Raw genomic sequence first — 13318 nt, 5'->3', positions numbered from 1 at the left:
GGGAAACGTCGAGGCGCCCCTGAGGTCAGAGTCCGAAGGTCACCCGACCCTGCTCGTCGATCGCCCAGGCCGGGTTCCAGGCGATCTCCCAGGCATGGTCGTCTGGATCGACGACGTAACCGCGAAATCCGCCATGGGGCGGGGCCTGACGATCTGCTCGGCGTCATGGAAGCGGACACGGCGAATGGCCGATGAGGGTGGTGAGCGGACGTCATTTTTGGGGAGCAGTTCGACCAACATTAATTGCGGAAACTTAATGCCGCGAAGCGCATCTGCTGGCCTCGCCTAGAGGCTCTTCAGTCACGGCATGACAGTCGTGCCTGGGGATCCAACATGTCGAAGACCATCTATCGTGCCGGTCCACGGCTTGCCCTTGGGTGTCTGATCGCCGCGATATCTTGCGGCGCCGCCGTCGCCGGGGACGGGTTCACCCCTTGCGGCGATACCGCTTTGCCGGGTCTGGCAGGCAGTCTCTGCGCAACAAGTCACACGCCACTCCGACCAAGCGATCCGGCGGCAGGCGTCGTGGATCTCTTCGTCCGGAAATTCCCGTCAACAAGCGGAACAACAACCGGCCAGGTCTGGCTCATCGCCGGCGGCCCGGGAGAAAGCGGGGCGTCGTTCTACCCATTTCTCGATACCTTGCGCTCCGCGTTTCCGGACCGCGACCTCATGATCCCGGATCATCGCGGCACGGGCTATTCAACCCGGCTCTGTCCCGCCGAAGAGGCTGCAGGCAGTCCGGGCGGCCACGCCTTGACGGGCGCAGAATGGGGCTCCTGCATCGGTGGAATGTACGCCGACCTCGACCGTACCCAGGCGTTTACCGTCACCAACGCTTCGCATGATCTGTCGGCGCTTATCACCCGTCACCGGAGTGAGGGATCAGTCCAGGTCTATGGCGTTTCGTACGGTACGCAGCTCATCCTGCGGATGCTTCAAACCGCGCCAGTGGCTCTCGACGCCATCGTTCTTGACGGGCTCGTTCCGCTGGAGGCGTCTCCGGAGCTGGATTTGAGTCATCGGACGGCGGTCGTGGACAAGGTCGGCAGAAGCCTGCTGAGCGATGACCAGGTCCAGGCCTATGAGGCTCTTCTCGCTGCCCCGGATCGGCATGCCCTCTGGGCGGAAATCGCACCGCGCGGCGACCTCCGCCAGTTTCTGGCGGCGCTGCTTAACTTCCCCGAGCTACGCGACCAGATCCCGGCGATCATCTCCGCTTTGACCGAGGGCGACGCTTCACCGCTTTTGGTCGTTCGGGCCGCGCTGGAAACTGAATTCGATCAGTTGGGCCGATACCCGCAGTCCTCGCCCGCTCTTCCGCTGGTCGTTCTGATGAACGCGTCCGAGAATAACGGCCGTCGTGATCTGACAGCGGCGGATGTGGAGGTCGAAGCTCGTGGTGCGCTTTTCACTAGCCCCCTGCCGGGGCTGCTCGTCGGTCCGTCCGCGCCGCTCTACGAGCGGGACATCTACTTCGGCCGCAGCCCGGCGGCATTGCCGCGCACGCTGGTGATCCACGGCACGCTTGACCCCAATACGCCCTACGAAGGGGCTGTCGCTCATGCCGCGAAATTGGCTGAGGCCGGTGAAGTGACGTTCGCCACCGTGGTGTCCGGGGCTCACATGCTGCCCTTCGCAGCGCCCGAATGTTTTGCCCGCGTCGTGTCAGCCTTCGGCGCCGGAACAGATGTTCCGGGCTCGTGTGCGTCTCGCTCTCAGACGGGTCAATGAATGCCACAGTGCGCCGTCAGCGAGAACGTCTCCGGTGCGGCCAGAACAGGCCGTATGCCAGGCCGACGAGCAGCAGAGCCTGCCCCGTATGCAGCCAGTTCACAGCATTGCTTCGGCCCGTCAGGGAAACGAGCAAGACCACTCCCGCGAAGGCCGCGAAGATGGCCTTGCCCGATCGCCTTGGAAACAGAGCGTTCGTCAAACGCCAACTGGCGATCATGCCCAGGCAGGTGGAAATGGCGGCCCCGATCGCAAAGCGGGGCCAGACGTAGCCCATGGGCTTGAGCAGGATCGAAACAACCCAGCCTACGCACAAGGCAGCTAGAATGTATGCCGCCATGGCTACCACGCTCGCGGCGATGTCACGCGCGACAGCCAGACTTCTGTGCTGGAGTTGGTCCATGACAAAGTCTCGCAGGAGAGGGGGCATCGGTCAGATGCAGCACCCTGGCTGTTGACGCAACAAGCGTCAGCATTCGGGTCGAATGCGGTCCTGGGCCGGACGTTGGCGACCAGACCCTGGAGCAGGCTTCGCCTTCGTCAGATCAGGGGGGGGGAGCGTGGCGTTAACGATCCTTAACTGGCCGGGCGCAGGGGCGCCGCTAAGCTGATCTCCCTGGTCGTCGCCGGCGGCTGTTACGCCGCCAATACGATGTCGATGCTGGTGGCGCCTGACCAATGGCGCTTCGTGTCGCCGCAGATCCTCGTCCCTTGCCTTATTGCCGAACTGTCGCTGGCGATCTGGCTCCTGGTCCAAGGCGTCGATGTCGGCTCAGAGGGCGGCAGGGAAGTGCGTTCCGCGACGATCCGGCGGCCCGCCCACGCCCAGTAAGGCGGGCGCCGGGGCATCCCTCGGGCTCACGGGGCTGGTCTCTGGATGGCGGACAGGCAGGCCGCTTCGGCAGGGGCGCCGGTCACGCCTGCGGCCTCGAGACGACGAGCGGCCGCGCGACCTGGCGGAAAGCCGAGGTAAGTGATCCGTTGGCCGGATCCACCTGCGGCGCGGTCCTCTCGCAAAACGGTCCTTGTCTGTCCGGCCACCCGATAAAAGGCGAGCGCGCAATCAAGGCTGACGGGAAAGCCGTGCGTGCCCGCTTCGAACCGACGGGCCATCTCGAATTGTCTGAGGCCAGGCTCGCCAAACACCATCAAATCTTCATTGGCCAGGGCTTCATGGGTTCGGGCCTCGGCCGGCAAGCGGCTTTCGCTGCTGATCAGGTCAGTGACCAGATTTTCCGTTGAAGTGCAGGCTGACAGGGAAAGAGCGGCGAAGGCCATGGACCAGAGACGGCCACGGCAACCGCCTATCCGTTGATCGGCTGGAGCAGGTAGCAAGGCTGAAACCCCCGTTATACAGCCGCCAAGCTAGTGGAGAGCGCGCCTTCGGGATAGGCGTCAGCGTGCGGAGGTTTGTCCTCAGGCGGGGGCGGAAGCCGTCGGTTGGGATCGTCCGAACCGCGAAAATTGACCGCTCCGCCGTTCGATGCGAGAGCGCGCTGGACCGCGACGTAAGGAGACCGCCATGGCCATCACCCTCCACGGCATCAAGGCCTGTGACACGATGAAGAAGGCTCGGGCCTGGCTGGATCAGAACGGCGTGGCCTATGACTTCCACGACTACAAGGCCGTCGGGGCCGACCGCGCGGCGCTGGAGCGGTGGGTCGAGGCGCATGGCTGGGAGACGGTGCTGAACCGGGCCGGGACGACCTTCCGCAAGCTGTCGGACGCCGACAAGGCGGGCGTCGACCGGGACAAGGCGATCGAACTGATGCTGGCGCAGCCGTCGATGATCAAGCGGCCGGTGCTGGAGCTGGGCGACGGGCGCACCCTGGTCGGCTTCAAGCCCGAGGCCTACGCCGCCGCCTTCGGCGCCTGATCCTCGCACATTACAAAGAGTTCATGGCGGAGCCTGCATCCGCCGGGGATGATCATCGCCTCTTGTAGTCAGAAGGCCATAGCGTCAGGCTTGGCCGAACGACATTATCAGGGGCGAAAACCCATGGAAGAATTCATTCCCATAGCGTTCTTCATCATGATCGGCGCGATCGTGATCGTACCGAACTGGCTGAAGAGCCGCGACCGGCGTGAAATGCAGGCCACCCTGCGTAGCGCGATCGAAAAGGGCCAGCCGCTGCCCCCCGAGGTGATCGAATCGATCACCAAGGACAATGCGAAGCCGCCGGCGACGGCCGCGCGCGACCTGCGCACCGGCGTCATCCTGCTGGCCGTGGCCATGGGCATCGCCATCATGGGCTACGCCCTCCGCTTCAATGCCATGGACGCCTTCTACGCCGTGTCGGGCGTGGCCGCGATCCCGGGCATGATCGGCCTCGCCTTCATCATCCTGAGCATCTTCAACAAGAACAAGGGGTGAGGCGGGACCGGAGGGAGGACCGTCATGGCCCAGGCCTTACGTGATCTGCACGATGTCGAACTGGTCGGCCTCGCGGCGGCGGGCGGCCGCCGCGAGTTCGGCGAGCTGGTGCGCCGCCACGGCTCGGCGGTGCGCGCCCTGCTGCGCCGCATGGGCGCCCAGCCCGCCCTGGCCGACGACGTAGCCCAGGACGCCTTTCTTCTGGCGTTCGAGAAATGCGCCGAGTTTCGAGGCGAGGGCACCTTCGCCGGTTGGATCAAGCGCATCGCCGCGCGTCTGTATCTGAAACGTATCTCGAAGGAGGCGCGCTATGTGGCTGAAAGCGCGACGGAAGAGGCGGCCCCGGTCGTCGACAGCGTCGGCCGGGTCGACCTGGATGAGGCGCTGAAAGCGCTGAACGAGGTCGAGCGTCTGTGCGTTTCCCTATGCCACGGCGCCGGCCTGTCTCACCCTGAAATCGCGGCGGCCATGAATTTGCCGCTCGGAACGGTGAAATCTCATGTCAAGCGTGGTCTGGATAAACTTCGGCTCCGGCTCCAGCCGGAACCGCTCGCTCACAGGAGCGCATCCCATGTCGGCTGACGAGTTCGATCCCGTCATCGAGCGCCTGTTCGCCCAGACGCCGGTCTTCCCTGATTCGGCGCGGTTCGAGGCCGATGTGGCGGCCCGATTGTCCAAGGCGTCGCGGGTGCGCTCCATCGCCCTGTCGCTGGCGGGCCTGATCGGGGGCGTCATCGCGGTGCGCGAACTGGTCAATGTCGATCTGAACTTCGGCGGAGCGGCGGCTTCGGCTTCGGCTGCGGCGGCGCCGACGTCCGGGACGGGGCTGTCCCTGGTGAACGAAGGCGGATTGGCCCTGCAAAGCCTGCTGGACCGGCCCGGTCTGGCGGAGCTGACCACAGGGGCCCTGGGCGGGATGCAGCTGTTCTGGGCCACGACCGGCGTGCTGGTCGCCCTGCTGGCGGTAGGCGCGGTGAAGCTGTCGCAGCAGATCTGAGCGCCGTTTTCCTGCCGAAGTCCCCGCCTAGTGCTGGAAAAAGCCCGCTCAGGTCCAACGCCTGCGTTGCGGGCGCCGCGCCGAGCCTCTAGGGTCGCGGCGAGTTAGCGACCGGTCTTGGCAGCGATTTTTGGGGCGACGTTTCGTGGTTGATGTCTTCGAACAGGTCGAGGAGGAGCTTCGCTCCGAACGCTATAAGCGTCTGGCCCGCACTTGGCTGCCCGTGCTGGCGGGAGTTCTGGCGGTCGCCCTGGTCGCGGCCCTGGCCTGGTGGGGCTGGCAGAGCTATGTGACTTCCCAGGCCGACAAGGCCTCGGCCGCCTATGAACAGGGCGTCGAGGCGATGCAGGCGGGCAAGGCCGACGCGGCCAAGGCCGCCTTCGCCGAATCGGCCAAGGCCGGCGGCGGCTACAAGGCCCTGGCCCTGATGCAGCAGGCGGGGATCGCCCTGTCCGAGAACAAGACGACTGAAGCCGTCGCCCTGTTCGACGAGGCCGCCAAGGCGGCCAAGGACCCGATCCTGTCGGACATCGCCGCGCTGAAGGCGGTCTTCCTGGTGATGGACACGGCCTCGCTGGAGGACGTGCAGAAGCGTCTGGAGCCGCTGACCGGCGACAAGCGCCCGATGGCCGCCTTCGCCCAGGAAGCCCTGGCCATGGCCCAGCTGCAGCACGGCAAGACGGCCGAGGCGCGCCAGGTCTTCGTCCAGCTGCAACTCGGCCAGGACGTGCCGGACAGCGTGCGTCAGCGCGCCCAGGCCGCCGTCCAGGCCATCGACACGGGCACCGCCGCCAACCTGGCCGCCATAGTCAAGGCCGCCGCCGCCCTGCCGGCTCCGGGGCAGGCCCTGGCCCAGGCTGTCGAGGCTTCCGTCGCTCCGGCCCAGGCGCCCGCGCCGGCGCCCGCTCCCTGATTTGTTTTCCTTCGGGATGCCTTCCATGACCAAAACCCTGAAAGTCGCCCTGCTGACCGGTCTGGCCCTGACCGTCGCCTCGTGCGGCACGGTCCGCAACGCCCTGCCGTTCGGCCTGGGCGGCGACAAGGAGCCGGTGGCCACCGCCACCGCGGGGCAGCGCATCTCCATCCTCGAGTTCGAACAGCAGCTGGCCCCCTCGGCCGCCCTGTCGGGCCGCGACTTCTTCCTGCCGGGACCGCAGGCGGCGACCGCCTGGACCCAGCCCGGCGGCAACGCCGAGAACGCTGTTGAGCACGTCATCGCCGCGCCGGACTTCGCCGTCGCCTGGCGGCGCGACATCGGCGTCGGCTCCAGCCGCACGCGCCAGGTCATGGCCCCGGTCGTGGCCGACGACGGCAAGGTCTTCGTCCTGGACGGCGAGGCGGGCGTGACCGCCGTCGACGCCGGCACGGGCGCCGTCCTGTGGAAGGCCAGCGTCAAGGTGGACGAGGCCGATCGCGGCCGTCGCATCCTCGGCGTGGGCTTCGGCGGCGGATCGGGCGGTGGCGGCTTCGGCGGCGGCGTGGCCGTCGCCGAGGGCAAGGTCTTCGTCTCGTCCGGCTATCGGATCATGACGGCCTTCGACGCCAATACGGGCGCCGAGCTGTGGCGCACCTCGGTCGACCTGCCGATCCACGGCGCGCCGACGGTGTCGGGCCAGCGCGTCTATGTGGTCGATGTCGATAACCAGCTGATGGCCTTCAACGTCGCCAACGGCCAGCAGGACTGGTCCTATCGCGGCATCACCGAGCCGGCCCGCATCATGCGCGCCTCCAGCCCGGCGGTCAGCGGCGCCACGGTGGTGGCGCCCTTCTCCTCGGGTCAGATCGTGGCCCTGCAGGCCACCAACGGCCAGCCGGTGTGGGAGCAGGTGCTGTCGCGCACCAGCCGCACCAGCGCCCTTTCGGAACTGCGCGACATCGCTGGACGCCCGGTCATCAGCCGCGGCCAGGTCTATGCGGTCAGCCAGTCGGGCGTCCTGGAATCCATGGACATCCGAACCGGCCAGCCGAAATGGTCCCTGCCGGTCGCGGGCGTGAACGCGCCCCTGCCGGTAGGCGACGTGGTCTATGTGGTGTCCAAGTCGGGCGAGCTGACGGTGCTGAACCGTGAGACGGGCCAGGTCTATTGGACCCGCGACCTGAACGAAGGCCGGGTGCGCAAGGAAGGCGGCCTCCTGGGCTTCGGCAAGCGCACCGTGCGTCCGATCTGGTCGGGCCCGATCCTGGCCTCGAACCGCCTGGTGCTGGTCAACTCGGACGGCGAGGCCGTGGCCTTCGACCCGAAGACGGGGACGCAGACCGCCAGCCTGAAGCTGGGCGCGGCCGCCTATATCGCCCCGGCCGCCTATAACGGCGCCCTCTATGTCCTGACGGACAAGGGCCAGCTGGTCAGCATTCGCTGACCTTTTCACCGATTTTGAGTTAGAAGGCCGACATGGCTCTGAAGGTCGCCATCGTCGGCCGCCCCAACGTGGGCAAGTCGACACTGTTCAACCGCCTCGTCGGCAAGCGCCTGGCGCTGGTCGACGATCGCCCCGGCGTGACTCGCGATCGCCGCTACGCCGACGGCGTGATCGGCGACATGGATCTGACCCTGATCGACACGGCGGGGTATGAGGACGTCACCGACGAAAGCCTGGAATCGCGGATGCGCGAGCAGACCGAGGCGGCGATCGAGGACGCGGATCTGATCCTGTTCATGATGGACGCGCGCGAAGGCGTGACCTCGCTGGACCGCATCTTCGCCGACCGTCTGCGCAAGACGCCCAAGCCCGTCGTCCTCTTGGCCAACAAGTCCGAAAGCCGTGAAAGCGGCGGGGGCGTGGGCGAGGCGCACGGCCTGGGCTTCGGCGAGCCGGTGCCGATCTCGGCCGAGCACGGCGAGGGCATGGCCGACCTGTATCAGGCCATCGTCGCCGCCTCCGAAAACATCTACGTCGAAGAGGTCGACGCGCCGGACAAGCCGATCCGCATCGCCGTCATCGGCCGTCCGAACGCGGGCAAGTCGACCCTGATCAACCGTCTGATCGGCGACGATCGCCTGCTGACCGGGCCGGAGGCGGGGATCACCCGCGACTCCATCTCGGTGGACTGGGTCTATGAAGGCAAGAACATCCGCCTGATCGACACGGCCGGGATGCGCCGCAAGGCCCGCGTCCAGGAGAAGCTCGAGAAGCTGTCGGTCGCCGACACCATCCGCGCCATCACCTTCGCCGAGGTGGTGATCATGGTGATGGACAAGGACGACGCCTTCGACACCCAGGACCTGCAACTGGCCGATCTGGTCGAGCGGGAAGGGCGGGCGCTGGTCTATGTCGCCTCCAAGTGGGACCTGGAAGAAGAGCCCCAGTCGCGCCTGGCCGAGCTGAAGCGCCTGGCCGACGAGAAGCTGCCGCAGCTGCGCGGCTCGCCCTTCGTGGCCCTGTCGTCCTTCAACGGGCGCGGGGTCGAGCGGCTGATGCCCGCCGTGCTGCAGGCCTATGACACCTGGTCGGTGAAGGTGAAGACCCGCGACCTGAACGACTGGCTGTCCCTGGCGACCCAGAGGCACCCGCCGCCCGCCGTGGACGGCAAGCGCATCAAGCCGAAATACGTGGCCCAGACCAAGGCGCGTCCTCCGACGTTCGTCATGTTCGCCAGCCGCGCCTCGGCCATGCCGGACCATTACAAGCGCTATCTGATCAACTCGATCCGCGAGAGCTTCGACCTGCCGGGCACGCCGATCCGCCTGACGGTCAAGTCGGGCTCGGCCAACCCCTACGCCGAGGGCGGCGCCAAGTCGGGGCCGGAACGCTTCAAGGGCGACGCCAAGACCGCGCCGCGCCGCGTGCTGAAGGCCGAGAAGGAAGAGAAGCTGTCCAACCTGCCCGGCAAGGCGCTGGAGCAGAAGGCCAAGGCCGGCATCAAGCCCAAGGTGAAGCCCTTGGGCGGGCTCAAGGCCAGCGCGTCCAAGAAGTCGGGCTCCAACGCCTTCGTCGGCAAGGGCGCGCGCGGCGGGGCGCGTCAGGTGTCCCGTTCGGGCCGCGTCCGCACGGGCCAGAAGGGCGGCGCCAAGCGCTGACGCCCGCGGGAACTTTTGCTCCGTCCAGGGCGTCAGTTGTGGCGCAATAGACGGAGCAGGTCCCATGAACAGCGCCCGCATCGACTATGTCGCCCTGAAGACGTCCGATCTGGTCGGGCGGGCGCAGGGCGGCGATCCCGACGCCTTCCGCGTCATCATGCAGCGCGCCAACCAGCGCCTGTTCCGCGTCGCCCGCTCGGTCCTGCGCGATGAGATCGAGGCCGAAGACGCGCTCCAGGACGCCTATGTGCGGGCCTTCCTCGGCCTGGCCCGCTTTCGCGGCGACGCGGACATCGTCACCTGGCTGACCCGGATCGTGCTGAACGAGTCGCGCAGCCGTCTGCGCCGCCGCCGTCCGAGCGAGTCCCTGGACGCCGTCGAAAAGGCTCAGGGCGGGAAGGGGCAGATCATCCCGTTTCCGGGCGCGCCGGTCGACGCCGGACCCGAAAGCGACGCGGCGCGCAGCCAGATTCGCGGCCTGATCGAACAGGCGGTGGACGACCTTCCGCCCGGCTATCGCGTCGTCTTCATCATGCGCGACGTTGAGGAATGCACGACCGAGGAGACGGCGGCGAGCCTGGGCCTCAAGATCGAAACGGTGAAGACCCGCCTGCATCGCGCGCGGCGAATGCTGCGCCAGGCGTTGGACGCGCGGGTGTCGGCCACCCTGGTGGGGGCCTTTCCCTTCCTGGGTCTGCGCTGCAGCCGGATCACCGACCGGGTGCTGGCGCGGCTGGAGCGGGCGGGCCGCCTGCGGACAGAAACGGGAACCTTTTCGCGAGCGTGAACCTCCAATGGCCAGACGGCGGCGCTTGGCCGCCGCGAGAGAGGAAGCGAAGCCATGTTGAAGAGCCTTGTTTTGGCCGGCGCCCTGGCGCTGGCGCCCCTCGCTGCGGCCCAGGCCCAAAGTGCGGGACCCAGCGACCCCCAGATCGCCCACATCGCCTATACGGCGGGCCAGCTGGACATTGAGGCGGCGGACCAGGCCCTGGCCAAGACGACCAACGCCGAGGTCCGGGCCTTCGCCGAGACGATGAAGCGCGATCATACGGCGGTGAATGAACAGGCCCTGGCCCTGGTCGGGCGGCTGAAGGTGACGCCGGAGGCCAATCCGACCTCGACGGCCCTGACCCAGTCGGCGGCGGCCGAGCGGCAGCGGCTGGCGGGCCTGTCGGGCATGGCTTTCGACAAGGCCTACATCGACAACGAGGTCGCCTATCACCGCACCGTCAACGAGGCCCTGCGCGGGACCCTGATCCCCAGCGCCGACAACGCCGAGCTGAAAGCCTTGCTGGAGCGCGGCCTGGCCCTGTTCGAGCAGCATCAGGCCCATGCCGAACAGTTGGCCCGTCATGTCCACTGATCGCGCGAAGAGGGGGCTGTCGCGGCGCGGCGTCCTGACCGCGGCGGCCCTGGCGGCGCTGGCCCCGGCCTTGCCGGCGCGAGCGGGCGGGCGGAGCCATGTGATCGTCGTCGACAAGATGGCCTTCGGCGCGGCGCCGATGGGGATCAAGGTCGGCGACACCGTCACCTGGACCAACCGCGACATCGTCCGCCACACGGCGACGGCGCGAAACGGGGCCTTCAACGTCGATCTGCCGCCGGGCGCCTCGGCCTCGGCGGTGATGAACCGGGCGGGGACCATCGCCTACTACTGCCGCTTTCACCCGGCGATGCAGGCCCAGATCAGCGTGTCGGCCTAGGCGACGGCGGCGTCTGGACGCGGCCTGCGGCGGTCGACGTCTCGCCCAGCGCCAGTTTCAGCGCCAGGGCGACGAACAGGATCCACCGCAGGTCGTGCCAGTTCATGCTGATGCTCTCGCTCAGCATGGTGACGGTGTAGGAGGTCATCATCGGCATCAGCAGCCAGGCCGAGGGGCTGGTGTAGGCCGCCCACAGCGACTGCCCCCACACCTGCAGCAGCCAGGCCGCGAACAGGATGACCCCGCCCAGGCCCAGACCGAGGTAGATCTCCAGCCAGCCGCTATGGGCGTTGGCGGGAGTGAAGTTGGCCCGGTGGCCGATCCAGGCCTTGGGGCCGGTGAGGTTGGGATCGTCCCAGACCGCGCCATAGCCGAAGCCGCGCCAGGGATGGTCGGCCATCTGCTGGATCGCGCCCGCCCAGATTTCGGTCCGGCCGGTGAGGGTGGCGTCCTTGCCCAAAAGGTCGAAGAACAGTTCGGAGCGCGTGGTGATGAGCAGGGCCGCCGCGATGACCCCGACGACGGCCAGCCAGGTGACGATCACCGCCCGGAGCGGCCCGGCCTTGACCAGGCCGACGAAGGCCATGCTGGCCAGGGACAGGACGAGGACGATCAGCGCCGTCTTGGAGGTGGACAGGACGATCAGGGCCAGAGGAACCGCCGAGAGGGCGAACCACAGCCGCCGCCGCTCGGGGACCATGGCGCCCGCGGCCAGCATGGCCCCGACGCCCATGACCATGGTGTTGCCCAGGCCGTTCTTCTCCAGCCACAGGCCGCGCCAGGCGCCCGGGAACAGCTCCTGCATCCGCCCCATGTCGGGCAGAAGGGCGCCCAGAAGGAAGGAGGCGACGGCCATGACCGCCATGGACACGGCGATGATCTCGGCCAGGGTCCGCCACCGCCAGCGCGCCGCGAGGGCCACCCCGGCCAGGGTGGTGAAGGCCAGGGCGGGAAAGCGCCTGAGCGTCAGGTCCGGCGCGATCGACCAGAAAAAGGAGGCGGCGGTCAGCAGCAGGAGGCCGATCAGCAGGGGCGAGCGCAGCACGGCCAGGGCCGCCGCGCTGGGGCGGCTGGCGACCAGGGCAAGGGCCAGAAGATAGCCGGGGTAGTAGCCGTTGCGCAGGAAGTCGGCGGACTTCTTGCCATAGTCGGTCAGTATCGCGCCCCACGACCCTGAAAAGATCAGGATCAGGCCGACCGAGGCGGCGAAGGCCAGGATGTCGCCGTAGGGGACGGCGCGAACCAGGGGAGCGGCCGGGCGTCGCGGCGCGACGCCGATCCTTGCGCTCGCAGGCGTCCCCCCGGCCACCGGGGGGTCAGACCAGGGCTTCCGCCGAGAGGCCGTGCTTCCATTCCTTGAAGCTGACCGTCAGCGGCGGGACGTAGTCGGGGCGGGCCAGTTCCACGATCAGGGGGCCGATCTCCGAGGGATGGGGCAGGGTCTCGGGATCTTCGCCCGGGAACGCCTGGGCGCGCAACTGGGTGCGCATCCGGCCCGGATCGACGATGGCGACGCGGATCGGCGTGCTCTCGATCTCATCGGCCCAGCACTTCACCAGGGCCTCGGCGCCGGCCTTGGTGGCGGCGTACATGCCCCAGAAGGCGCGGGGCGCGCTGGCCACGCTAGTGGTCAGGTGGATGGCGCGGCCGGCGTCCGAGGCGCGCAGCAGCGGCTCCAGCGAGCGGATCAGGCGATAGACGCCGGTGAAGTTGATCTTCTCGACCTTGGCGAACTCGCGCGGCTCGGCGTGGGACACGGGCGTCAGGCCCGAGGGGCCCATGGTGGCCGCCGCCTGGACCCAGATGTCCAGCTTGCCGAAACGTTCGTAGAGGGCGCCGCCCAGGCGGTCGATGGCGCCGCCGTCGACCAGGTCGAACGGGATCAGGGTGGCGTGGCGGCCCGTCGCCGCGAAGATGGCGTCGTCCAGCTCCTCCAGCCCGCCCTGGGTGCGGGCGGCGGCGATGACGTGGGCGCCGGCCTTGGCCAGGGCCAGGGCGGCCTCATAGCCGATGCCGCGAGAGGCGCCGACGACCAGGGCGACGCGGTTGGCGAGGGGGAGGGAAGCATGTTCGGACATGGCCCGCTGATAGCGCGCGCGGGCGCGGGGTGGAAGGGCAGCGCCACCACCCTCTCCCATCGGGAGAGGGTTAGTACCCCGGCGCGGGCTGCCACAGGCTGAAGCTGACGCCCTGGTCGTCGCAGACCACGGCCGACATGCCCGAGGGGCTCTCGGCGGGCACCGCCGCCTTGCCGCCCAGTTCGACCACGCGGTCGCAGGCGGCCTCTATGTCGTCGACGCGGAAATAGAGGTGGGGAAAGGCCTTGTGCTCGCCCTTTGTGAAGCCGAACGGCGGCGTCCCCTCCGCCACATGGGCGTAGGTCGGGCTGGACGAGTCCTCGTCGAAGCGCCAGCCGAACAGGGCGGCGTAGAAGGCGCGCGCCCTGTCGACGTCGGGGGTGTCGAGCGTGAAGTAGCCGAGCTGGATCATCC

Annotated in this window: 17 protein-coding genes; 12 read left to right on the top strand and 5 right to left on the bottom strand. The window is 68.0% G+C overall.

Going from position 1 to position 13318, the window contains the following annotated elements; all coding sequences use genetic code 11:
- The first annotated feature begins 333 nt into the window (after positions 1-333).
- On the top strand, positions 334-1734 hold the full coding sequence (locus tag D8I30_RS00300) for an alpha/beta fold hydrolase (RefSeq protein WP_121480951.1): 1401 nt from the start codon (positions 334-336) through the stop codon (positions 1732-1734).
- 16 nt (positions 1735-1750) lie between these two features.
- On the opposite strand, the gene D8I30_RS00295 is transcribed toward D8I30_RS00300, so the two are convergent.
- Complete coding sequence (locus D8I30_RS00295; protein WP_121480950.1) at positions 1751-2137, bottom strand: hypothetical protein; 387 nt, start codon at positions 2135-2137, stop codon at positions 1751-1753.
- Between the two features lie 249 nt (positions 2138-2386).
- Here D8I30_RS00295 and D8I30_RS00290 point away from each other — a divergent pair, with 249 nt between their 5' ends.
- Positions 2387-2566 carry a hypothetical protein gene (locus tag D8I30_RS00290; RefSeq protein WP_121480949.1) on the top strand — a complete coding sequence of 60 codons (180 nt, stop codon included), beginning with the start codon at positions 2387-2389 and terminating at the stop codon, positions 2564-2566.
- Between the two features lie 26 nt (positions 2567-2592).
- On the opposite strand, the gene D8I30_RS14255 is transcribed toward D8I30_RS00290, so the two are convergent.
- On the bottom strand, positions 2593-3012 hold the full coding sequence (locus D8I30_RS14255) for a hypothetical protein (RefSeq protein ID WP_162938749.1): 420 nt from the start codon (positions 3010-3012) through the stop codon (positions 2593-2595).
- Between the two features lie 244 nt (positions 3013-3256).
- On the opposite strand from D8I30_RS14255, the gene D8I30_RS00285 reads away from it, so the two are divergent.
- From D8I30_RS00285 to D8I30_RS00240, 10 genes are all read left to right on the top strand, one after another.
- Positions 3257-3610: an ArsC family reductase gene (locus tag D8I30_RS00285; protein WP_121480948.1), complete on the top strand. Its 354-nt coding sequence runs from the start codon at positions 3257-3259 to the stop codon at positions 3608-3610.
- Between the two features lie 123 nt (positions 3611-3733).
- Positions 3734-4108, top strand: a complete 375-nt coding sequence (locus D8I30_RS00280) for a DUF6249 domain-containing protein (protein WP_121480947.1) — start codon at positions 3734-3736, stop codon at positions 4106-4108.
- A 24-nt stretch (positions 4109-4132) separates the two neighbouring features.
- Entirely contained in the window at positions 4133-4690 is a 558-nt protein-coding gene (locus D8I30_RS00275) for an RNA polymerase sigma factor (protein WP_121480946.1), read from the top strand.
- The gene (locus D8I30_RS00270) at positions 4680-5105 is read left to right on the top strand and encodes a hypothetical protein (protein ID WP_121480945.1); all 426 of its coding nucleotides are present in this window, start codon (positions 4680-4682) and stop codon (positions 5103-5105) included. The genes D8I30_RS00275 and D8I30_RS00270 overlap by 11 nt, the downstream gene beginning before the upstream one ends.
- Positions 5106-5250: 145 nt before the next feature.
- A complete protein-coding gene (locus D8I30_RS00265; protein ID WP_121480944.1) occupies positions 5251-6018 on the top strand; it encodes a tetratricopeptide repeat protein in 768 nt (255 codons plus the stop codon).
- Positions 6019-6043: 25 nt separating this feature from the next.
- Positions 6044-7465, top strand: coding sequence for a PQQ-like beta-propeller repeat protein (locus tag D8I30_RS00260; RefSeq protein ID WP_121480943.1), 1422 nt, complete (start codon positions 6044-6046; stop codon positions 7463-7465).
- Positions 7466-7497: 32 nt separating this feature from the next.
- Entirely contained in the window at positions 7498-9123 is a 1626-nt protein-coding gene (gene der, locus D8I30_RS00255; RefSeq protein WP_121480942.1) for a ribosome biogenesis GTPase Der, read from the top strand.
- A 64-nt stretch (positions 9124-9187) separates the two neighbouring features.
- On the top strand, positions 9188-9910 hold the full coding sequence (locus D8I30_RS00250) for an RNA polymerase sigma factor (RefSeq protein ID WP_121480941.1): 723 nt from the start codon (positions 9188-9190) through the stop codon (positions 9908-9910).
- Positions 9911-9964: 54 nt separating this feature from the next.
- A complete protein-coding gene (locus D8I30_RS00245) occupies positions 9965-10486 on the top strand; it encodes a DUF4142 domain-containing protein (RefSeq protein WP_121480940.1) in 522 nt (173 codons plus the stop codon).
- Positions 10476-10826 carry a plasmid stabilization protein gene (locus tag D8I30_RS00240; RefSeq protein WP_205570728.1) on the top strand — a complete coding sequence of 117 codons (351 nt, stop codon included), beginning with the start codon at positions 10476-10478 and terminating at the stop codon, positions 10824-10826. The genes D8I30_RS00245 and D8I30_RS00240 overlap by 11 nt, the downstream gene beginning before the upstream one ends.
- Here D8I30_RS00240 and D8I30_RS00235 read toward each other — a convergent pair.
- The 3 genes from D8I30_RS00235 to D8I30_RS00225 all read right to left on the bottom strand — a co-directional run bounded on the left by D8I30_RS00235 (position 10810) and on the right by D8I30_RS00225 (position 13316).
- Entirely contained in the window at positions 10810-12135 is a 1326-nt protein-coding gene (locus D8I30_RS00235; protein ID WP_121480939.1) for an O-antigen ligase family protein, read from the bottom strand. The two genes, D8I30_RS00240 and D8I30_RS00235, sit on opposite strands and share 17 nt — an antisense overlap.
- 7 nt (positions 12136-12142) lie before the next feature.
- Complete coding sequence (locus tag D8I30_RS00230) at positions 12143-12904, bottom strand: SDR family NAD(P)-dependent oxidoreductase (protein ID WP_121480938.1); 762 nt, start codon at positions 12902-12904, stop codon at positions 12143-12145.
- Between the two features lie 70 nt (positions 12905-12974).
- Positions 12975-13316: a VOC family protein gene (locus D8I30_RS00225; protein WP_121480937.1), complete on the bottom strand. Its 342-nt coding sequence runs from the start codon at positions 13314-13316 to the stop codon at positions 12975-12977.
- Positions 13317-13318 lie beyond the last annotated feature (2 nt).

It is taken from the genome of Brevundimonas naejangsanensis (assembly GCF_003627995.1).
Taxonomy (GTDB): Bacteria; Pseudomonadota; Alphaproteobacteria; order Caulobacterales; family Caulobacteraceae; genus Brevundimonas; species Brevundimonas naejangsanensis_B.
This window is presented reverse-complemented; position numbering and strand designations above follow the sequence as displayed.